The 20,048-nt window shown below is 69.6% G+C and carries 19 protein-coding genes and 1 pseudogene; 6 read left to right on the forward strand and 14 right to left on the reverse strand.

What is annotated here, in order from left to right:
* Positions 1-496: 496 nt before the first annotated feature.
* On the forward strand, positions 497-1,018 hold the full coding sequence (locus tag ACZ4XJ_RS00120; RefSeq protein WP_468494727.1) for a DUF4142 domain-containing protein: 522 nt from the start codon (positions 497-499) through the stop codon (positions 1,016-1,018).
* Between the two features lie 537 nt (positions 1,019-1,555).
* Here ACZ4XJ_RS00120 and ACZ4XJ_RS00125 read toward each other — a convergent pair.
* The 5 genes from ACZ4XJ_RS00125 to ACZ4XJ_RS00145 all read right to left on the reverse strand — a co-directional run bounded on the left by ACZ4XJ_RS00125 (position 1,556) and on the right by ACZ4XJ_RS00145 (position 4,901).
* Positions 1,556-2,152, reverse strand: coding sequence for a hypothetical protein (locus ACZ4XJ_RS00125; protein ID WP_468494728.1), 597 nt, complete (start codon positions 2,150-2,152; stop codon positions 1,556-1,558).
* A gap of 429 nt (positions 2,153-2,581) precedes the next feature.
* Positions 2,582-3,055: an SPW repeat protein gene (locus ACZ4XJ_RS00130; protein WP_362877547.1), complete on the reverse strand. Its 474-nt coding sequence runs from the start codon at positions 3,053-3,055 to the stop codon at positions 2,582-2,584.
* Between the two features lie 530 nt (positions 3,056-3,585).
* Positions 3,586-3,852, reverse strand: coding sequence for a CBS domain-containing protein (locus ACZ4XJ_RS00135; protein WP_468494729.1), 267 nt, complete (start codon positions 3,850-3,852; stop codon positions 3,586-3,588).
* Between the two features lie 496 nt (positions 3,853-4,348).
* The gene (locus ACZ4XJ_RS00140) at positions 4,349-4,627 is read right to left on the reverse strand and encodes a GlsB/YeaQ/YmgE family stress response membrane protein (protein ID WP_362877546.1); all 279 of its coding nucleotides are present in this window, start codon (positions 4,625-4,627) and stop codon (positions 4,349-4,351) included.
* A gap of 103 nt (positions 4,628-4,730) precedes the next feature.
* On the reverse strand, positions 4,731-4,901 hold the full coding sequence (locus tag ACZ4XJ_RS00145; protein WP_468494730.1) for a hypothetical protein: 171 nt from the start codon (positions 4,899-4,901) through the stop codon (positions 4,731-4,733).
* Between the two features lie 826 nt (positions 4,902-5,727).
* Here ACZ4XJ_RS00145 and ACZ4XJ_RS00150 point away from each other — a divergent pair.
* The 4 genes from ACZ4XJ_RS00150 to ACZ4XJ_RS00165 all read left to right on the forward strand — a co-directional run bounded on the left by ACZ4XJ_RS00150 (position 5,728) and on the right by ACZ4XJ_RS00165 (position 9,083).
* Positions 5,728-7,095: a PP2C family protein-serine/threonine phosphatase gene (locus tag ACZ4XJ_RS00150; RefSeq protein ID WP_468494731.1), complete on the forward strand. Its 1,368-nt coding sequence runs from the start codon at positions 5,728-5,730 to the stop codon at positions 7,093-7,095.
* Positions 7,092-7,463 (forward strand): STAS domain-containing protein, encoded by a 372-nt coding sequence (locus tag ACZ4XJ_RS00155; RefSeq protein ID WP_362877542.1) that lies wholly within the window; start codon positions 7,092-7,094, stop codon positions 7,461-7,463. The genes ACZ4XJ_RS00150 and ACZ4XJ_RS00155 overlap by 4 nt, the downstream gene beginning before the upstream one ends.
* Before the next feature lie 93 nt (positions 7,464-7,556).
* On the forward strand, positions 7,557-7,727 hold the full coding sequence (locus tag ACZ4XJ_RS00160; RefSeq protein WP_468494732.1) for a hypothetical protein: 171 nt from the start codon (positions 7,557-7,559) through the stop codon (positions 7,725-7,727).
* 24 nt (positions 7,728-7,751) lie between these two features.
* The gene (locus tag ACZ4XJ_RS00165; protein ID WP_468494733.1) at positions 7,752-9,083 is read left to right on the forward strand and encodes a PQQ-like beta-propeller repeat protein; all 1,332 of its coding nucleotides are present in this window, start codon (positions 7,752-7,754) and stop codon (positions 9,081-9,083) included.
* Between the two features lie 377 nt (positions 9,084-9,460).
* Here the strand turns inward: ACZ4XJ_RS00165 and ACZ4XJ_RS00170 are convergent, their stop codons facing one another.
* The 4 genes from ACZ4XJ_RS00170 to ACZ4XJ_RS00185 form a co-directional block, all read right to left on the reverse strand.
* Entirely contained in the window at positions 9,461-9,790 is a 330-nt protein-coding gene (locus ACZ4XJ_RS00170; protein ID WP_468494734.1) for an STAS domain-containing protein, read from the reverse strand.
* Between the two features lie 90 nt (positions 9,791-9,880).
* Positions 9,881-10,297, reverse strand: coding sequence for an ATP-binding protein (locus ACZ4XJ_RS00175; RefSeq protein WP_362877538.1), 417 nt, complete (start codon positions 10,295-10,297; stop codon positions 9,881-9,883).
* A gap of 74 nt (positions 10,298-10,371) precedes the next feature.
* Positions 10,372-11,622, reverse strand: coding sequence for a PP2C family protein-serine/threonine phosphatase (locus ACZ4XJ_RS00180; RefSeq protein WP_468494735.1), 1,251 nt, complete (start codon positions 11,620-11,622; stop codon positions 10,372-10,374).
* A gap of 410 nt (positions 11,623-12,032) precedes the next feature.
* A complete protein-coding gene (locus ACZ4XJ_RS00185; RefSeq protein WP_468495425.1) occupies positions 12,033-12,518 on the reverse strand; it encodes an ATP-binding protein in 486 nt (161 codons plus the stop codon).
* Between the two features lie 680 nt (positions 12,519-13,198).
* Between ACZ4XJ_RS00185 and ACZ4XJ_RS00190 the strand changes: the two genes are divergently transcribed.
* Complete coding sequence (locus ACZ4XJ_RS00190; protein WP_362877536.1) at positions 13,199-13,456, forward strand: hypothetical protein; 258 nt, start codon at positions 13,199-13,201, stop codon at positions 13,454-13,456.
* Positions 13,457-13,753: 297 nt separating this feature from the next.
* Here the strand turns inward: ACZ4XJ_RS00190 and ACZ4XJ_RS00195 are convergent, their stop codons facing one another.
* The 5 genes and pseudogenes from ACZ4XJ_RS00195 to ACZ4XJ_RS00215 all read right to left on the reverse strand — a co-directional run bounded on the left by ACZ4XJ_RS00195 (position 13,754) and on the right by ACZ4XJ_RS00215 (position 20,025).
* A complete protein-coding gene (locus tag ACZ4XJ_RS00195) occupies positions 13,754-14,959 on the reverse strand; it encodes a PP2C family protein-serine/threonine phosphatase (protein ID WP_468494736.1) in 1,206 nt (401 codons plus the stop codon).
* 267 nt (positions 14,960-15,226) lie between these two features.
* On the reverse strand, positions 15,227-16,273 hold the full coding sequence (locus ACZ4XJ_RS00200; RefSeq protein WP_362877534.1) for a fatty acid desaturase family protein: 1,047 nt from the start codon (positions 16,271-16,273) through the stop codon (positions 15,227-15,229).
* A 514-nt stretch (positions 16,274-16,787) separates the two neighbouring features.
* A pseudogene (locus ACZ4XJ_RS00205) lies at positions 16,788-17,243 on the reverse strand (SRPBCC family protein).
* 600 nt (positions 17,244-17,843) lie between these two features.
* The gene (locus tag ACZ4XJ_RS00210) at positions 17,844-18,962 is read right to left on the reverse strand and encodes a fatty acid desaturase family protein (protein ID WP_468494737.1); all 1,119 of its coding nucleotides are present in this window, start codon (positions 18,960-18,962) and stop codon (positions 17,844-17,846) included.
* Between the two features lie 7 nt (positions 18,963-18,969).
* Positions 18,970-20,025, reverse strand: a complete 1,056-nt coding sequence (locus tag ACZ4XJ_RS00215; RefSeq protein WP_384002499.1) for a ferredoxin reductase — start codon at positions 20,023-20,025, stop codon at positions 18,970-18,972.
* Positions 20,026-20,048: the final 23 nt, after the last annotated feature.

Here is a 20,048-nt window from a genome sequence, read left to right on the forward strand (position 1 = left end):
CGCCGGAGCGGGGACACGGAACAATTCGGCTTCGTGGGGCACGCTCCGGTCCGGCATGCGATGAGGGGGAAGCGGTGTGCCAGGAGGGCGATTTGCCCGAACCGCGCGTTTTCAGACTCGACGCGAGCGCGGCACGTGAGGAACTGCTACTCCACGGCACGATGCGGTACCTCGGTCGACTCGGTTCCGCCATGCGAAGCAACCGAACGGGGTGCCGTCCGCGGGCCCGGCGGAGGAGTGTCTTTGCGGACACCGACCTGCACACGCCGGGCTTATTTTCGGCCTCCGGGTTATTGGGTGCCCAAAGGCCGAGCGGCCGGTGCCGTGCAAATCGGCACACCCGCGGCCGCGCCGCATCGGATCGGGGAGGCGGAGCAAGAGGTACGGGCCGTCGAGGCGACGCGTTTCGGGTGGCGACGGGTGGACAGGCGCCGGGCAACAGCGAGGTCGCCGAGCTCCCCACCGCGGGCGGCCCCACAGGATCCTGGAGGTACCCATGCGTAGCAGGTGGATGACCACAGTGGTGCTCGCGGCGGCGCTGGGCGGCGTGGGCCTGTCCCCGGTCGCGGCCGCCCCCGCGCCCGGCAGTTCGGACGCCGAGTACGTCCAAATGGCGCATCAGGGCAATCTGGCCGAGATCATCGCGGGCCAGGACGCGCAGAAGAACGCCAAGGACACCTGCGTCAAGGACGCGGGTGACACCCTGGTACGCGACCACACCAAGCTGGACGCCGATCTTTCGGCACTCGCCGCGAAGGGCAAAGTGACCCTGCCGAACGCCCCGACGGCGGAGCAGCAGGCCGTCTTGGCCGACGTCAAGGCCAAGGCCGGCAGCGACGCATACGACAAGGCGTGGCTCACGGCTCAGGAGGGCGCACACACGAAAACCCTCGCCCTGATCGACCAGCAGATCAGCCAGGGCAAGGACGCCGCCACCATTCAGGCGGCCCAGAAGGCACGGCCGATCGTGGCCATGCACCTCGACATGGTGCGCGGAGGTACCTGCCACACCATGTGACCGGCTGACCGAGCCGGCACTCCACTGCGATCCGGGCGTGAATCCGCCCAGTAGAAGCGCGACAGCCCGGCCGGGTAACCGGGACGGGCTTTGTGCGCGGCGGTACCGCCGCGCGTTCAGCGGGCGGTGCCGTACGGCGCCTCCCGCATCGGCCGGATGGCCGATGGCATTCGGGGCGCGCCTTCTCGGCACCCGAGCCGCTGGCCCGCTGAGCGTGGCCCTCGGGTTGTCCTGCCCGTGGGCCACCCTGCGCCCCCGAATGCACAAACACACCGGGTCTACGCGACATCACCCGACCGCGCGGGGAATCTGCGGGGGGCCCACGACATGCCGCAACAGAGCCCGGCCAAGGCCCTGCCGGGCGCTGCGTGCGTGAGGACCGCGTCAGCTCAGAGACCGTCGTTGCGATCAACGGCTCCGCGCTATCCCGAGGTCGGCGTGCGTAGGTTGGGGGGGAGCCGCGGGACGGCGAGGTCATGCGCCCCGTCCCGTCGTCGTACCAGCGTTCGACCGGCTCCTGCCGGCCGGTCGGGGGCCTCAGCAGCCGTGATGGGACCAGCGATCACGGGACGGCATGTGCGGCGACAAGTCGCGCGCACGTTCCCACATGCCCCGTGCCTGTTCCGCCGGGCGCTGCTGTTCTCCGTGCAGGGCGTTCAGGATGAGTAGGCCGCCGGTGAGCGCGGGGACGAGCCACTGCGCGTAGGACAGGTGCCGCTCCGCCTTGCCGGTGTCGAAGGAGTCGGCGGCCTCCTGGGCGTCCTGGGCGTCCTCCGAGGAGGCGAGGTCGATCTTCTTTCCGAGCATCCGGGCGTAGGCAGTCGCGGCCAGAGCGGCGCCGGTCAGGACGGTCTTGGCCACAGTGGAGGCGGCCACCCCCTTCTGGGTGGCGACGCGGGACGCGTTCACGGCGAGCAGTCCGCTGGAGCCGATCAGGTGCGCGCCGATCGCCGCTGCGTTCACGGGCGTCCACTTCGCCCAGCCGTCGCTGGCGATTCGGGCGTTGTCGCGCCAGCTGTCGCTGTGGCCCTGGGCGGCCCCGTTGAGGCCGACCGCGCCCATGAGGGATCCGCCGAACCATGCGGCCAGTCCCACATCGTGCATGCTGCGCAGGACGGTGTTGCGTTCGGACATGACAAGGGCTCCTCAACAGGACGCGGCGCGCATGCCGACGTGAGTGTCGGCACCACGATCACCGTCACCCGCGACCACGCGTTCTGCCATGTCGGCTGGGCCGAACGGCCGCTAAGCCGAGTGCGGTAATGGTCGGGGCGCGATTCGGTCGGGGATGCTGTCGGCTGAGGCAGGAAAGCGCCGACGTGCCGCCAGCCCCGCCGAATCCGCCCGCAGCCGACAGCGCCACGGAGCTGGGAGGAAACGCGGGGTCCCCTGCCTGCATTGCCACGGCACACCGTGGCGGGTTCCGTGCGCGGCTGGCTGACGCGCTGCGCTCGTGCAGAGAACCACCCGGTCAGAGTGCGCTGGTGGAGGGGCGCCCGCGTCCGTCGGCGTTCGACGGCTGCGGGTGCCCGTCCATGCGGCCCGGATGAGCCGCGCCGGTATTCAGTGGTTGCCGGGCGTGGGTCGGCGTGTGCCGGGGCCGTGGCGGTTGGTGTCGTTGTCGCGGGCGGCCGAGGCGGCGGCGAGGGCGAGGAGGGTGGCGATGACGCCGGTGATGAGGTTGCTGGTGATGGAGCGGGTGTGGGCGACGTCGCCGGCGACAACCCAGGGAGCGACGCAGGTCCAGATGCCGATGGCGGCCGCGGCCCAGGCCATCGAGTGGGTGCGCTCGTAGGAATTGCCGAGGCCGCCGAGCAGGAGCATGTAGGCGATGCCGGCGATGAGGTTGGTGACGGCCAGGGTGGTGAAGCCGTTGAAGCCGACGATCCAGGGCGACGCGGCCAGGTAGAGCCCGGTCAGCAGGGCCATGGCCTCGACCGCCTGGGCTCGCGGGGTCGCGGCCGCGCGGTCGTGTCGGGCGCGCAGTTCCATCAGGTCCGGGTGTTCTTCGATGGGCGCGCGGTGGGTTGACGCCATGATGACCTCCAGAGAAGGAGCGGTTACCCGCACCGCGTCTACCCATAAGAACGACATAAACATGCCTAAAAACCCACAAACGTTATCTTGCGGGCGGTGGAGGCCCATGTCCGGAGTCCACGCACGACCAAGAGCCCGTTCGCACGGACCACCCCCGCAACCGCGACGGCTGCGCCCTCTGCCGGGTGGGGACGCCGGTCAGGTTTCGACACACAGCTGCGTCGCAGAATCCGCGCCCACCGCAGCATCGACATTCCCGCCTCCAACATTCCCCGTGAGGGAGTCGGGTCAGCGTCGGACACGGTGTCTGCTTCGTGTCCGTGTCCGTGTCCGTGTCCGCAAGGTCGTCGGGCAGATCCACTGCCGGCGGGCCACGCCTCCACACCCCCGCGCCCTCCCGGCGATCGCTGAGCGCGCCGCGCCCAAGCGCGGGGCGCGCCGACCGAGCGAATCGGAATGGAAGCCCATCACGATCGGCCGAGCCTCGGGTGGGCCCTGGCGTTCGCCGCAGTGCTCCTGAGGCGGCCGGTCTACCAGTTCTGCGAAATCGCCCCGAGTAGGTCGCCGACCTTCGCCTCCGGCAGGGCGCGGGCGACGTCGGCCAGGGCGACGATGCCGACCGGAGTGTGGCCGTCGATGGCGGGCAGCCGGCGGACCTGGTGGGCGTCCATGGTGCGCAGGATTTCGCCGGCGTCGTCGTCGGCGCCGATGGTGACGGCTTCGCCCTGCGCTTCACAGTGGCGGGGTCGTCCCGCCTGCACGGGTGTCGGCCAGGTCCGCTGAGCGACCACGGCCACGGCCACGGACCAGGGTGCCCCCGGCCCTCAGCCGTTAAGGGCACTCACCCTTCTCAACCGCCCGCGCGCGGATCAAGTAATCGTCTGTTTCCTTCAGCAAGCCGCACATCGCCCCCGGGGAGGGCCGCGCCAGGATGGGTCCGTACCTGCATCGAAGCCGCCTACCAACTCCTCGGAATCGAACGCGGCATCCCGGAGGTCTTCGGCTCCGCCTACGACGTACGCACCCCCTCGACGCCGCCTACACCTCCGCGACGGGGAACCGCTCGGCGTGCCCGGTCCCGAGGCCGTACGCGAACACCTCTTGGCCAGGGTGGACACCACCGAGGCCGGCCGGCTGCCGACTCCGGGCCCGCACACCCCGTAAGGCAGGCCGCCTGGCTGTCCGCTCGGCCGCATTCTGAGGAGACAGCGGCCTGGTTCTGTCGGAGGCAGCCAAACGGCCCCGCCTCGCGAGGAGGGGGGCCGTTCCCATCCGAAGGTGGGGCTGGGTCGGTCAGGCGTGGCGGTGGTGTCGCTTGTTGCCGGTGACCAGTCGGTAGATGGCGAGGAGGATGACCGAGCCGATGATGGCGGCGATCCACGTCGACAGGTCGAAGAAACCGTCGATGGAGTCGACGCCGAAGATGACCTTGCCGAGGAAGCCGCCGAGCAGACCGCCCGCGATGCCGATGAGCATGGTGATGATGACTCCGCCCGGGTCCTTGCCCGGCATGAGGGCCTTGGCGATGAAGCCCGCGAGCAGTCCGATCAAGATCCAGGCGATGATGCCCATGCGCTTCTCCTACCTCGATGAATAAAGCCGGTGTTAACAACCGTCTTCACCGCGCCGGAGGTTTCAAACGTCCGAAACTTTTGATCTTTGCCGGCCTCCGCCGTCAGGGCTGTTCGTCGCTACGGCTTGAGACGTGGTTCGGGTAGAACGCACTGAGGTTCTTCCAGTGGCGGTCCATCTCGGCGTCGGCTTCGCGCAGCGCGGGGTCGGCCGTCAGGCCGCGCAGCCGAGGGTGCGGACCGGTGACGCGGTCACCGGCATCGGAAACGGGCATGGTCCGACGCCACGGAGCCCGGGCCGCGCTGGGCCCGTTGCTTCTGCCCCTGATCGTTCTGGTTGCCCACCAGCGGGCCACCAGAACGCCGGTCGATATCGCAACGGCTGTGACGGCGTACGCGGCGTGGGGTGCGGCCATGGCTTCCTCCAACGGACAGATTCAGGGATCTCCGCATCGGCACGGGAGGGCGGTACACGGCGCCCTCACGGTCCGGCTACCCGCGGCCGGGCCGCGCACCCGTAGTCCGGGGGTCTCGCCGGTCAGGTCACGCTGACGCGCAGCACGTACAGCTCGCCCCTGCTGATCGCTGCCGCCTGTTCCTGAAGATCCGCACGGGAGAACCCGAGCAACGCCCGGTCCGCGGACTGGGCCGGCAGCGGAAGGATCTCGGTAGCAGGCCGGCGCCGCAGTGGTGACCGGTGGCGGCGGCACACCGCTGTCCGGGCATGGAAGTGGGCGGCGAAGACTTGCTCGGTGTACTCCTGGACGCCGCCACCGATACCCGCTTCAAACCCGTCACCGGCGAGGAAGCCATGGCGGTCCTGATGCTGCTCCGCGCGCTCGCAGAAGCGACCCACTGAAGGAGTCCGCGGGGCTGCGGGTGAGATGCGGTTCCGCCTCGGCTCACGCCTCGTCCTGCCGACGAGGCCACCGAGGCGCTTTGCGCGCACTGATCGTTCCGCTTTGTGTCCTGCCCAGTGGAAACTGGTCTAGGCTGCCGCAGTCATCGGCATCGAAGCCGATGCGGGAGAGGTAGCCGATGCCCCAAGCGGAACATGCGACCGGCCCGACGGGCAGGCCGGGCCGGCGGACGCTCAGTGCCGTGGAAGAAGCGGCCCGGATGGACGCGGTGCGCCGCTACGACATCCTGGACACCCCGCCGGACGGCGCGTTCGACCGTGTCGCGGCGATGGCGGCCCGGCTGTTCAGGGTGCCGGTGGCGAGCGTCACGATCGTGGACGAGGACCGGATCTGGTTCAAGGCCGCCCACGGTTTGGAAGGTGTCAGTGAGATCGGCCGGGAGCCGGGCCTGTGCGGCTCGGCGGTCCTCTCCGATGAGACTCTGGTGATCCCGGACACGCTCACCGACCCGGTGGCGTGCTCCAACGCGCTGGTCACCGGGCCGATGGGGGTCCGCTTCTACGCCGCAGCGCCGATCACCACTCGTGACGGGCACCGGCTGGGCACCGTCAACATCCTCGACACCAAGCCCCGCCTGATCACCGAGGACGACACCGCCACCCTCGCGGACCTGGCCGCGATCGTGCTCGACGAGCTGGAGGTGCGCCTGTCGGCTCTGGACGCCCTGCGCGCCGAGCAGGAAAGGCGCCAGGAACAGGAGGAGGCGCGGCAGCGGGCGGAGCGGGACAAGGCAGCCCTGGAGGCGTTCGCCTCCACGCTTCAGCGGACCCTGCTGCCGCCGGCGTTGCCGGTGGTGCCGGGGCTGGAGCTGGCCTGTCACTACGCCACCGCCTCTGCGCAGAATGTGGGCGGCGACTTCTACGACGTCTTTCCCCTCGGCGGCAACAGGTGGGCGTTCTTCCTCGGAGACGTGTGCGGCAAGGGCCCCGAAGCCGCCGCGCTGACCTCCCTGACCCGCTACACCCTGCGCGCCGCAGCCCTGATCGACCCGGACCCCGACGTGGTCCTCACCTCGCTGAACACGGCGCTGCTGCTCGACCCGGCTGTCGGCACCCGGTTCTGCACCGCCGTCTTCGGCGTCCTCGAACCGCATGAGAAGGACGGGTTCACCGTGACGGTGGCCACCGGCGGCCACCCCCCGGCCTACCACCTGCGCGGCTCCCGGGCGGTGGAAGCGGTGCAGCCCAAGGGAGGCATGCTCATCGGTGCGATCGCTGAGGCGCACTTCGCCTCCCGCAGCATCCACCTCGCCCCGGGTGAAGGACTGCTCCTGTACACCGACGGGCTGACCGAGGCCCGCACCCTGGGTGGAGAAATGATCGGGGAAGAGGGCCTGACCCGCTTCCTCGGCGACCGCACGGCAACCGTCAGCGCCACGGCCGTCATACAAGACATCGTCGACCTCCTCGACGCCATGCCCCACGGTGCGGGAGACGACGTCGCCCTGCTGGCCCTGTCCGTCCCCCACGCCGACACCGCAGGCGACCTCACCGCCACCATCACCGCCCACACCATCGCCCCCGCCGACGAGACGGAAAGCCGACCGTGAACGACTTCCGCCTCACCGCAAAGCACACCGACGGCGACCTCGCCCTCGCCCACGTCGCCGGGGAACTCGACATCGACACCGCCCCCCTCCTGCGCACCCAGGCACTCGCCCTGATCGAACAAGGCCACCGCCACCTGATCCTCGACCTCCAGGCCGTCACCTTCTGCGACTCCTCCGGCTTCAACGCCCTGGTCGGCATCTACCGCTGCGCCAAGACCGCCGACGGCACCCTGGTCCTCGCCGCCGTCCCCGACCGCCTTCAGCGGCTGCTGCACCTCACCGGCCTCGACACCCTGCTGGCCGCCCACCCCACCGCCGCCCACGCCCTCACCGCACACACCCCCAGCCAGGACACGGCCACCGCATAACGTCCCGCCGCGGCCGTAAGGGGACGGCGGCATAGCTGATGCGAGACGTGGCGGAACCACCACACGAAACCTGGAGCGTGTCTGAAAGACCGCGTGCGGGCGTCTGGCGTCCCTGGTTGCAAGCACGAGAAGCTGGCCCCTCACGGATGCATCACCGCCGGCGGCGTTGCCACGATCGACCGGTACGCGTTCGGCGTCACCAAGGCCAAGGGCATGACCGGACGCCACCTCAACATCAGTCTGGAAATCGTCGCGCACCGATGAACCAGAAGCCCTTAGCCTGCCCCAATGCGTACAGCGGCGGAACACCAGCAGAACGTCGGCCGCCGTCAGGTCCTGAAGTTGGCGACCGGTGCGGTGGGCGGGCTCGCCCTCACGACCTCCGCGTGCGACGTTCTCGGCGGTGCACCGGAGGAGGCCAAGCCGCCGGCTCTGAAGCCGCTGTGGACCTGGGCTCTCCTGGACAAGGACGGCAGCGGTAAGGGCTTCGACCGCGCTCCGGTGGTGCATCAGGACGGCGCGCTCTACGTCAGGTCGAAGGTGGACGGGCTGTACGCGATCGACGCGGTCACCGGACGCGAGCGTTGGTGCGCGCCGTTGTTCGGCGCCCTTCCCGGCGCACCGGCGGTGACGTCGCATGCGGTGTTCATCGCCACGGACGGCGGCGCCGTGCACGCGCTGCGCATCGCAGACGGTGAGCCGCTGTGGCGCCAGGTTCCGGGGAGTCGCCTGCGCAACCCCAGCGCGGGGGACGTGTGGACCAGTGGATCCGTCGCCCTGGTCAGCTTTCTGCCGTTCACCTACGACGATGATCCTGCACCGCCGCCCAGTGTCCTGTACGCACTCGACACGCGGAACGGGGACCTGCTGTGGCACACCGAAGCCTCGCTCCTGGAGGTGCGGGACGGCCTCGCGTACGTCAACCCGCCGGACGCGAGCCTGACCGCGCTCGATCCACGCACCGGCGTTGTCCGCTGGTCGGCACCGCCGGAGAAGTCTGGGGGCAAGTGCACCCTGGACGCCTTCGCCGCGGGACTGCTCTTCGGGCGCAACGGCAACATCGGCATCGGCTCGAAGCTGGTGGCGTACGACCCGGGCACCGGTGGCGTCCGCTGGACCGCACCAGCGGCGCACGCCTCGGTGCCGGTGGCGCACGGCGACACCGTCTACATCAGCGCGCCCGGCCCAAGCCGGCGCGACGCACAGGAGCTACATGCCTTCGACGCCGCGTCGGGCAAGCGTCGCTGGACCGCGCCCGCTTTCTCGACCACGCTCAACGAAAGCCCCGCCATCGCCTCTGACAGGGACTGCGCGTATCTGCGCTGGAGCGAGGACTCCCTCGTGGACGACGATCGCACGACGCTGCGTGCCCATGACGCACTCACCGGGCGGGAACGCTGGCGAAGTGAGCGCCCTGACGCCTCCTATGCGGCGGACGTGGCCCCGGGGAATCGTTTGTTCATCTGCTACTTGCGGGACTGGTACTGCCATGACGCCCGCACCGGCAAGGCGCTCTGGCGCTTGAGTGCGGGAGAGGGTACCTCGGGCCCGCCGCCACTCGCCGCCGGCGGGCTGCTGTACTTCGCGAACGACGAAGGCGTACGCGCCCTCCGCATCTGACCCCCCGCACTACGCACACTCAGCATTCGGTGCGACCTGGTCGACCCGACGCAGGTGCAAGTGGCGTCGTTCACCACGGGCGACTGGGCTTCCACCCTTCTGCGGTGTCACGCCCGGCCGTCGGGGGAACGGCCGGGGACGGGTCTGCGTGGGTTTCACAACCGCTCCTGCCCGCAACCGACCATATGCGCGGACACATCCCCGAGCTTCCCGAGGAGAACGTCCTGGACGCGCCCCAGCTGGTTCCGCGACGTCGCGCATCCCTCGCCAGGCGACGACGTCGCGGCTGGGCCGCTGGGTACAACACGGCCGCAGCCTGTAGCGGGCCGGCGGTGCTATCCCGTCGACGCCCGAGAGGTTACCGGGGCAGGCGCCCGCTACTCGGTCGTCCCATCGGTCACGTCCTCGATGGTGAGCACCCGGTCGGTGCCTGTAACGGCCAGCAGACGGGCAAGCTGACGCGGTAGAGGGCCCACCAGGCGCAGATCGTGGGCGCGGTTGAGGGTGAGGAGCAGGTTCAGGAAGGTGGAGTCTCCGAAGGTGATGCCGCGGACGTCCAGGGCCAGCCGCTCGACGCCGGCCGCTGTGACGGCTGTATCGCAGACGGCCTGGAGCGGGTCGAGGGTGCTGAAGTCGAACTCCCCCGCGCACCGCACCACGCGCTGCCCGTCGCGATCGGGCAGAACGGTCACTGTCGTCGATTCCACAACGCCTCCTTGTGCACAGGTACGGATGATGCCCCCAGCCTGCCGGGCCGCCGCTCGCCACCCGCAGCCTTCCCGACACCGGAAGCGGGATCAGCTCAGACGCAGTACGGCTGTGATGGTCTTGCCATCGGAACGAAGGGTGATGTCGATGTGTTCGGTCAGGCGCTGGATGAGCGGCCATCCGTATCCGCCGGGCCGGCCCGGATCGCCTCGTCGGGAGGTCGGGGTGCGCGTACTCGCATCGCCGACCGACAGCTGGAGGGCGTCACCGCTGAGGTCGGCGTGGAAGAGGGTGAGGCCGCCACCGTGCCGGATCGCGTTGGTGACCAGCTCCGTGGTGACCATGAGGGCGTCCGCGGCGATCACGCTGTCAAGGCTGACGCCGATCCGCTCCAGAAACTTGCTGACGTACCGGCGGGCAGCGGCCGAGGTGGTGACGGCCAGCAGGCTGCCGCTCCCGTGATCATCCGATCCGGTAGCGCTCCGGCCTGCTGTTGGCGTGTCCATCCGTGCTCACCTGCCCTCAACCGCGGATGTCATGCCGTACCGGCGCGTGCGGCTACAGTCTGATGATCAGGATGTCATCGCTCAAGACCGAATCGCCTTGCGGTAGCGGCTTGCGAGCCGAAAGACCACCCCTCTAGGACCGCAGCCCCTTCCGGACGGGGGCCGTGCCAGTCCAGGCACAGCACGGTCGCGTCGTCCCGCGGCGGCCGGCCGTCGTAGGTGTCCTTGAGCGCGCCGACCATGGCGCGCACGACCTCACGGGGATGCTCGGCAGCGGTCTTGCGCAGGAGCCCGGGCAGGTCGACCGCTGCCGCTTCGCGTTCCTGCATGCCGTCGGTGTGCAGCAGAAGACGGTCACCAGGTCGCAGGTCGAGGTCCTGGACCTGGTAGACGCCCTCGTGATCGCCGAAGCCGAAGGGCAAGTTCACCGCCAGGTCGACTTCGGTGACCGTGCTGTCGCGCAGGAGGAAGGGTCGGGGGTGGCCGGCGTTGACGAGCTGGGCGCCGCCTCCGTCGAGGGCGATCCGCAGCATCTGCCCGGTGGCGAAGGTGCGGTGACCGTGATCGAGGAGGATCTGGTGAGTCCGGCGGGCCTGCTCGGCGAGGTCCTGGCCGGCGCGGCGGGCACCCCGGGAGGCGTTGACCAAGAGGGTGGCCATGAGGGAGGCGTGGACGTCGGGGCCCATGGCGTCGGTGATCGACAGGTGCAGGGTGTCGGTGTCGAGGCTGTAGTCGTAGGTGTCGCCGGCGATGGTGGCGGCCGGGACCAGAGCGCCCGCGAGGGTGAACTGGGGGGCCTCGCACGCGGCGGCGGAGGGCAGGAGCTGGCGCTGGATCTCCGCGGCGACGCTGACCGTGGTGGTGCGGTTGCCCCAGTGGTAGAGATCGGTGAACCGGCGGTCCGTGACGATGATGTAGGCCAGCGCGTGGGCGGCGTCCTCCACCTGCGCCAGAAGTTCGTCCGTGACATCGGTGGTGAGGAACAGTTCCAGGACGCCGACGGTGTCACCGCGGTTCGTCACCGGGGCCAGGACCCGCTGCCCCGACCCGTCCGGCTCCCGCACCAGCCGCTGGGTGCGCAGGACCTCGTCATAGATGCCGCTGTCGGCGAGCGGGATCCGCTCGGCGCGTTCCTCCGGGGGTACGCCCGCGGTGTCGTGGACCCGCAGCATGCGCCGGCCCACGATATCGATGAACAGAAACGACACATACCGGGCACCGAACCGGTCCCGCAAATTCCGCGCGACGACATTGAGGGAGTCCACCGGCGCGGCAGCCTCCGCCGCGGCCAGCACGTCAGCCAGCCCGAACCGATCAACCGCCACAACAGCCTCCACAAGATCCACGCTCAACAAGCCGGGCGGCAAGTTTCCCAGGTCTCCCCTTCGGACGACGACGCCTCACCGGATGCACCACATCGACCGCCCCACCCCATTTGGCTGCCCCCACCGCACAGCCACCAACCGTCGGCGCCCGACGGAGACCGTCACACCGCTCCGGCAGTTTGCATGGACACATCGGCATCTGGCAGGGGCCGGGTGGGTCGGCCTCAGTTCGTGCACCTCCCCCTCCGGAACCGACACAGGGCGGAGTCCGACCCACGACCCTGCCCCGGGCTGACGTTGAAAATAGGACGGGAACCTCACCGTCCCTTGCTTAAAGCCGAGGCGCCGGGGCTCCGCAGGCCGGGACCCGCCCCGGTATGCCGGGACCGACGGCAGGGCGGGTTCGGCTGCTACCAGGGAAGGTCCGCGCAGACGGTCTTGCCGCCGCCCGGGACCGGCTTCACGCGGATGTGGGTGGCGAGTCGCTTGATCAAGAACCAGCCCCATCCTCCGCTCCCGTCCGTGCCGGGGGTCCGCGGCCGGGGGGGTTGCGGGCTTTGGTCGGTAACACAGATGTCGATGGTGTCGTCGAGGAGTTCCAGGTGCAGGGCGCAGGGGCCGACGGTGTGCCGGATCGCGTTGGCGACGAGCTCGGCCACCACCAGGAGGATATTGTCCGTGCTCTCATCCTCGGCCGGGGCCCGCAGGCGGGCTGCACGGGACAGAAAGGCACGAGTGGCATCCCGCGCTGCCACGACCGGTCGGTTCATGCGGGGCAGGGGCTGATCCAGTACGGCCGCGCTCACCTGTTCCTCCTTCCGCCCTACGGGCTTGTGTATGGCGCATGCCCCGTCATGCGGAGGGGAACCGGCACACGGCCTACCGCCCGCGCGCATGCTGCGCACGGTCCGGTCTCCACCGTGACCGGGCGTAGCGTGGAAAGGCAGCGGGACGGCCCGGCTTCGGTGGATGGTCGTGGCCCCCTTGGCCTGCCGCCGCGCAGCGGTCCGGCTCCTGACGGCCCCACGGGCGGCCGGGGCGTCCGTCTCGTGCAGGCACCGGCTGCACCGAAGACACCCGACGCGGCGAGCATTTGGGCGTTTCACCTTGGGCCGCTCTCAGCCGGACGTGGTGGTCCGCCTCCGTCCGCCGCGCGCCTGGACGGCGCGGCCTGGTGCAGGCCGAGGCGGGTGCGCCGGTCGAGCAGGGCGGGCAGGTCCCGGCGCCGGGTGTGCGTCGCGGCCTGTTCCCGGGGGACATGCGGGGTCCACAGGGAATCAGCCACACCGGTAGCCCCGCCTCGACCAGGTCACCGACCATCCGGCCCGCCAACGGACGCCCCACCCGAAGCGGGTCCCCGAGCACCTCCGTCAGCTGCCACGAATGAGTCTATTTATTCCTTATGTGACGTTCATGCCTCCCTTTTCGGGTAGTCGCGGAGTGGGACGACGTCGATCTTGACGTGATCCCGATCCGCGGAGCGCACCGCGTGCTTCGCACGACGGATTGGACTGCTGCCATGACTACAGCGAACCCGGGCGGGACCCCTGGAGGTCACCGGCCCGCCAGTACCGACGTGTCAGGACACGGACACGGGACAACACGGCGCCTGTCGACGGAAACGAAGTCGGCCCTGAAGACGACCGAGTTCTTCGTCTACATCGCCTGCGTGATCGCGGTCCTGATCGCTTCCATGGTGGTGGGCACCGACGATGGGCACCGCGACTACTTCCGCGCAGACATGGCCTGGCTATACATCGTGATCCTCACCTTCGGCTACATGATCAGCCGAGGCCTCGCCAAGTCCGGCAGCCGCGACCACTACGACTCCTGACACCCGACCGACGACGGCCCGGAGCCGCAGCCGCCTGCGACCTCGGAACCGCGCGGCCTTCACCGCCTTCACCTGCTGCGGGAATGGCGTTCATCCGCGACTGTGCTCCTTACCGTCCGCTGTCGCCGGGTGGCCCGCGCTTGCCCGGCATCCGGCAATCGGTGACTGCTCGCCCACCCTCACTTCGCCACGGGCCGCCGCACACCCTCGAAGACCGCCACGAGCTTCTCGATCGCGGTGCGGGAGCGGGCGTTGCGGACATCGGTGTGCAGCCGTACCAAATCCGGTCGCAGCCGGTCAGGGCCGGGCCGAGGCATTCGTGCGGAGGGCCCCGGATTCAGGGCCGTGCCAGTCCAGGCACAGGACGGTGGCGTCGTCTCTGGGCGGTTTCCCGTCGTAGGCGTCGGTGACGGCGCCGACCAGGGTGCGCACGACCTCGCGTGGATGCTCGGCGGCGGTTTTGCGCAGGAGGGCGGGAAGGTCGACCCCTTCGGCCTCGCGTTCCTGCATGCCGTCGGTGTGGAGCAGGAGGCGGTCACCGGGTCGCAGGTCGAGGTCCTGGACCCGGTAGGGACCCTGGATGCGCACACCGAAGGGCATGTCCACGGCGAGGCGGAGTTCGCAGACCGCCCCATCGCGCACCCGCAGGGGCCAGGGGTGGCCCGCGTTGACGAGTTGGGCGCCGCTCCCGTCCAGGGCTATGCGCAGGAGCTGGCCGGTGGCGAAGGTGCGGTTGCCGTGGTCGAGGAGGGCTTGGTGGGTCCGGCGGGCTTGTTCGGCGAGGTCTTCGCCGGCGCGGCGGGCGCCGCGAGAGGCGTTGACGAGGAGGGTGGCCATGAGGGAGGCGCTCGTGTCGTGGCCCATGGCGTCGGTGATGGACAAGTGCAGGGTGTGGGTGTCGAGGCTGTAGTCGTAGGTGTCGCCGGCGATGGTGGCGGCCGGGACCAGAGCGCCCGCGAGGGTGAACTGGGGGGCCTCGCACGCGGCGGCGGCAGGCAGGAGCTGGCGCTGGATCTCCGCGGCCAGACTGACGGTGGTGCTGCGGTTGCCCCAGTGGTAGAGGTCGGTGAACCGGCGATCGGTGACGATGATGTACGCCAGCGCGTGCGCGGCCTCCTCGATCTGGGCGAGCACGTCCGCGGTGACCTCGGTGAGGAACAGCTCCAGGACACCGATGGTGTCGCCGCGGTTGGTCACCGGGGCGAGAACCCGCTGCCCCCGCCCGCGGTCCCCGGCCAGTACGAGGCGCTGGCTGCGCAGGACCTCGTCGTAGACGCCGCTCTCGGCGAGGGGGATCCGTTCGGCGCGTTCCTCCGGAGGTACGCCCGCGGTGTCGTGGACCCTCAGCATGCGCCGTCCCACGATGTCGACGAACAGGAACGACACGTACCGTGCGGCGAACCGGTCACGTAGGTTACGCGCAACGACGTCGAGGGAGTCCACCGGCGCGGCGTCTTCCGCCGCCGCCAGTACCTCGGCCAGTCCGATCCGATCGCGAGCCACATCAGCCTCCAGGGGTTGCGGGCTCTCCTTCCCGCGAAAGAACGGAATTACAACCCGGCCGGCCTGCCCGGCGCGGCGATGTGCGTCACCCATGGTCCGAACACTCGCTCGTCCGGTCGAAGCGGAGCAGAGGGTCGGCAAGCGGCTCGGCTCGATGCCCTGAACGAATTGCTCGCCGGCTCCGGCGACGGCATCGACGACATGGTGGCCGGTGGCCGGGACAGCTGCGGGCACGGCAGCGGCCGGAAATACGGAGCCTCGCCACGGTCAGGTGGCGCCGGCGTGTCGAAGGGGGGCGCCGGCGTGGTGGAGGCTGGCGAGGGTCTGCCGGTAGGAGTCGATCAGGCTGGTCTCCAGGTAGCTGACTCCGAGTTCCTGGCAGTGGCTGCGGACGATGGCCTGGGCCCGGCGCAGGTGCGGGCTGGGCATGCTCGGGAAGAGGTGGTGCTCGATCTGGTAGTTCAGGCCCCCGAGCATGACGTCGGTGAACCAGCCGCCCCGCACGTCGCGCGAGGTCAGCACCTGGCGCCGCAGGAAGTCGGGCCGCTCCGTCCCTCGTAGGGTCGGCATCCCCTTGTGGTTCGGGGCGAAGATGGAACCCAGGTAGATGCCGAACAGGCATTGGTGCACGAACAGGAACGCGATCGCCTTGCCAGGCGGAAGCACGAGGAACAGTACGCCGAGGTAGACCGAGAGGTGCGCGAAGAGGAGGCCTGCCTCCCATGCGCGGTTCTTGAGGGACTTGTCCGCCAGCGACCGGATCCCGGACACGTGGAGGTTGAATCCTTCCAGCGTGAGCAACGGGAAGAACAGGTACGCCTGGGAGCGGCCGATCAGTCGCGGCAGTCCCTTGGAGGTGCGCGCCTGGTCCTGGGTCCAGACGAGGATGTCCGGATCGAGGTCGGGGTCGAGGTCCTCGTGGTTGGGGTTGGCGTGGTGGCGGGTGTGCTTGTCCTGCCACCAGCCGTAGCCCATGCCGATGCCGAGGTTCCCGGCGATGCGGCCGGACAGCTCGCTGGCCCTGCGCAGGCGGAAGACCTGTCGGTGCGCGACATCGTGCGCCAGGAGCGCCACCTGCCCGAACACGAAGGCGAGGAATCCGGCGACGAGCAGCGTCCACCAACTGTCGCCGATCAGTACGAACGCCGCCCAGCCCACCGCGTAGAGGAAGGTCACGGTGGTGATGCGGATCGTGTAGTAGCCAGGGCGGCGAGCCATGAGTCCTGCCGCCTGGATTCTCTTGGAGAGCCGGGCGAAGTCGCTCCCCGCCCCCGCTGGAGTGGGCGGGGGAAGCACCTGTTGTACGGGATCCATGGTGAGAGGTCACTTTCCGTCGTCCACCACCCGGCGGTGATGGAAGGATCCGATGGCAGCGCCGAACCGGCGCGCCGGAACCCCGCGTACCTGGCGCCTACCCCCATTCCGGGAATCGACCGCCGGTGAGCGAACTCGGGTCCCCGGCCGTCGGGCCATTGCCTCGGCCGCGGCCGCTTTGGGCATGACGCAGGCCCGACATGTCCACCAAGCTCACCCGTCGGGCGTCAGCCTGTTCCGGAAAGGTGGCGGCTCCATTGACGGAGCAGTCCCGCAGCCGGCATGAGCGTGCGCCACCAGCCGACGGCGAACGCCACAGTCCGGGCGCACGAGGCAGCCGCGATCGCGGCGACGAGCACCGTGATGCCGGCGAGCACCGCGAGGCATGGAGCGACACGAGCCAGAAGGCTTGCCGCCGGCAGCCGGCGGCGCATGGTCCGCAGCCGGTGTTCCAGGAGTTGGTCGTGGCGCAGCCCGGTCTCGATGGCGGCAAGGTGGTGGCGTTCGGTCGGGGTCAGGCTCGTGCGCGGTCCCGTCCGGCGGACTTCTCGACGACGTTCGCGAGTCGGGTGAGCATGCTTCGGTGGCGTAGCTGGATCAGTGTGTCGACCGCGGCGTTGTGGAGCGTGCCGCCGATGCCCCGCTAGGGGTGTTCATCGACTTTGACCAGGGCTTCGTCTCCCCAGGGGCGGACTTCGATGGCTACTCGGGCGGTGCCGATGGGGCCGCTGTCGACTTCCAGTTCCAGTTCCTTGGGGGCGTCGACGTGGCGTACGACAGTGGTGCCTGCCACGGTCCATGGTCCGATCCGGACGGTGTACTCGAGCGCGGATCCGAGTTCGGGCCACCGGCCGCGGGTGGGGCGCGAGTCGCTGGTGCCCACCACCCATTGCGCGTAGCGCGACGGGTCGGCGAGCACGGCCCATACCTGGTGTGGTGTGGCATGGATCAGTTGGTGTCGTACGGCCATGCTCGTCCTCCTGGGTGAAGGTGCTGGTTCGGCCCTTCGTGTGCAGGGACGTTCACGTCGGTGACGTGACCGTCCTAGGGACCGCCGGTCTCGGAAGGTCGGCTGCCGGCCGTCGCAGCCGCTCCCCTCCAGCCCGAGCAGGACCGCCTCGGCGCCGCGTCGGGCCAGTGGCTGGGCCGTGCTCGCGCGGATGCCCCTGGACGGCGCCGGTCACCATGGCGACGCGCCCTTCCAGCGGGTGTGCGTCGTCGTGGTGCCGCTGGGACCGGGTCCTCATGGGGAGCGCCTGCCCGACCGGCGCGGTTCCACGCGCTGTCGGCGACCCTGGCGTTCCCAGGTCGGCGAGCGGTCGTTGACGCACGGTGCAAGTGGCTGCCCCATGCCGGGTTCCGGCGCCGAATCCGCGACTTGATGCTTTCCGGACGGTTCAGTGGCTCGACGTGAGCTGGATCGCCAGTCGACGGCCAACCGTGTGCATGTCGGACCATGGCGACGCAGCCGTCGACAGAGCATGCTCGTTGCTCAGGGGCAGGGGCCGCCCCGCTGCCGGCGACATCGGCGAACGGGCACGTACACCGATCCCCCCGGAACCGGGGAAGGTCAGGCCGCGACGAGTTCCTGCTCGCGGTCCGGCGTCGTGGTCCTGGGCTTCTTGTTCGGCAGCGAGAGCCGGAAGACCTTGTGCCACGCGGAGTACACCTGCTTGGGCAGGGGCCCGGTGACGTACTGCAGCTCGTACTTCTCGAACAGCGCGCGCACCTTGACCGCGACCTCGGCGTACCGGTTGCTCGGCAGGTCAGGGAACAGGTGGTGCTCGATCTGGTGCGACAGGTTGCCGGTCATGAAGTGCATGGCCTTGCTGCCGCTGATGTTCGCCGAGCCCATCATCTGGCGCAGGTACCACTGGCCGCGCGTCTCGTTCGTGATCGACCGGCGCTCGAAGACCTGTACGCCTTCGGGGAAGTGCCCGCACATGATCACCGAGTGGGTCCAGATGTTGCGGACCAGGTTCGCGGTGAACGTGGCGGCGAGCGTGGGGAGGAAGGACGGGCCCGAAAGGAGGGGGTGGATCACGTAGTCCTTGAGCACCTGCTTGCGGATCTTGCGGCCGACGGCCCTGGCCCGCGCGCGGAACTCCGGGCTCTTGCGGCGACGCTTGTGCAGGTTCTTGCCGAGTTCCAGGTCGTAGGCGGCGATGCCGTACTCGAAGAAACAGGCGTTGATGAAGTTCCACAGCGGCTGGCCGAGGTGCAACGGGTGCCACTTCTGGTCCTCGTCGACACGCATGATGCCGTAGCCGAGGTCGTTGTCCTTGCCGATCACGTTGGTGTACGTGTGGTGGAGCTCGTTGTGGGAGTGCTTCCACTGCTCGGCCGGCGAGACGTGATCCCAGTCCCAGGTGGTGGAGTGGATCTTCGGGTCCCGCATCCAGTCCCATTGGCCGTGCAGGACGTTGTGGCCGATCTCCATGTTCTCCATGATCTTCGCCACGGACAGTCCGGCGGTGCCGATCACCCATGCGGGCGGGAAGATCGAGAACAGCAGCACGCCCCTGCTGACCAGCTCGAGCTTGCGCTGCGCCGAGATGACCTTGCGGATGTAGGCGGCGTCGCTCTCGCCGCGGCCGGCGATCACCTGGTCGCGGATCGCGTCCAGCTCGCGGCCGAGCTCTTCGATCTGCTCCGCGGTCAGATGGGCGGTGGGGTCGATGGCGGTCAAGGTGCTCCTACCGTTCGATGTCGCAGGGGCCCGCAGCGGCGGACACGCAGGTCTGGATGAGGACGCCCGGCCCGGCTTCGGTGACCTCGCCGGTGCGCAGGTCGCGGACGGCACCCGCCGTGAGCGGCGTGACGCAGCCGAAGCAGATGCCCATGCGGCACCCGGACGGCATGAGCACCCCGGCCTCCTCACCGACGTCCAGCAACGGAGTGGCACCGTCCGCGTCGACGGTCTTGCCGGTGGCGGCGAAGGTCACCTCGCCACCGTCGCCGGCGACGACGGTGCCGGCGCGGAAGCGTTCGGTGTGCAGGCGCTCTTCGACGCCGTGTGCGCTCCAGTGCGCTTCGGCGGCGTCGAGCAGGCCCGCGGGCCCGCACGCCCAGGTCTCGCGTTCGGCCCAGTCGGGCACGAGTTCGCCGAGACGGGCGATGTCGAGCATGCCGTCCGTGTCGGTGTGCACCTCGGTGAGCCGCAGCTTCTTGTCCGCGACCAGGTCGTGCAGGTCTTTGCGGAAGAGCACGTCGTGCGGCCGTGGCGCGGAGTGGATCATGACGACGTCGTCGAGATCGATGTCGCGCAGCATGCCCATCACCGGCGTGATGCCGCTGCCGGCCGTCAGGTAGAGCACCTTGGCGGGCTTGGTCCCGGGCAGTACGAAGTCACCGGTCGCCTGGTCGAGCTGGATCAGCGTGCCCGGTTTCGCCCTGCGTACGAGGTGGTTGCTGACCTTGCCGTCCGGGATGGCCTTCACGGCGATCGTGATCAGGCCGTCCCGACGGTTCGTCGGCGAGGTGACCGAGTAGGCACGCCACAGGCGCACCCCGTCGACGTCGACCCCGATCCGCACGTACTGACCGGCCGTGTGGCCGCGCCATCCCCGTCCGGGTCTGATCACGATGGTCGCGGCGTCACCCGTCTCGGGGTGCACGGCCTCGATGCGCCCCCGCAGGTCGGCACCCGCGCGCAGTGGGACGACCAGGTCGAGGTAGTCCGACGGCAGCAAGGGCGTCGTGACCATCTCCAGCAGTTTCCACGCCCTACTGCGGAGGGCTGTACTCGTCATGACTCCAGCTTGATCCGCTTCGG

This window comes from Streptomyces sp. NPDC029836 (genome assembly GCF_055574495.1).

Coding starts and splice junctions, on each gene's coding strand:
- ACZ4XJ_RS00120 (WP_468494727.1), top strand. CDS start 497: ATGCGTAGCAGGTGGATGACCACAGTGGTGCTCGCGGCGGCGCTGGGC.
- ACZ4XJ_RS00125 (WP_468494728.1), bottom strand. CDS start 2,152: ATGTCCGAACGCAACACCGTCCTGCGCAGCATGCACGATGTGGGACTG.
- ACZ4XJ_RS00130 (WP_362877547.1), bottom strand. CDS start 3,055: ATGGCGTCAACCCACCGCGCGCCCATCGAAGAACACCCGGACCTGATG.
- ACZ4XJ_RS00140 (WP_362877546.1), bottom strand. CDS start 4,627: ATGGGCATCATCGCCTGGATCTTGATCGGACTGCTCGCGGGCTTCATC.
- ACZ4XJ_RS00145 (WP_468494730.1), bottom strand. CDS start 4,901: ATGCCCGTTTCCGATGCCGGTGACCGCGTCACCGGTCCGCACCCTCGG.
- ACZ4XJ_RS00165 (WP_468494733.1), top strand. CDS start 7,752: ATGCGTACAGCGGCGGAACACCAGCAGAACGTCGGCCGCCGTCAGGTC.
- ACZ4XJ_RS00175 (WP_362877538.1), bottom strand. CDS start 10,297: ATGGACACGCCAACAGCAGGCCGGAGCGCTACCGGATCGGATGATCAC.
- ACZ4XJ_RS00185 (WP_468495425.1), bottom strand. CDS start 12,518: ATGCGCGCGGGCGGTAGGCCGTGTGCCGGTTCCCCTCCGCATGACGGG.
- ACZ4XJ_RS00200 (WP_362877534.1), bottom strand. CDS start 16,273: ATGGATCCCGTACAACAGGTGCTTCCCCCGCCCACTCCAGCGGGGGCG.
- ACZ4XJ_RS00215 (WP_384002499.1), bottom strand. CDS start 20,025: ATGACGAGTACAGCCCTCCGCAGTAGGGCGTGGAAACTGCTGGAGATG.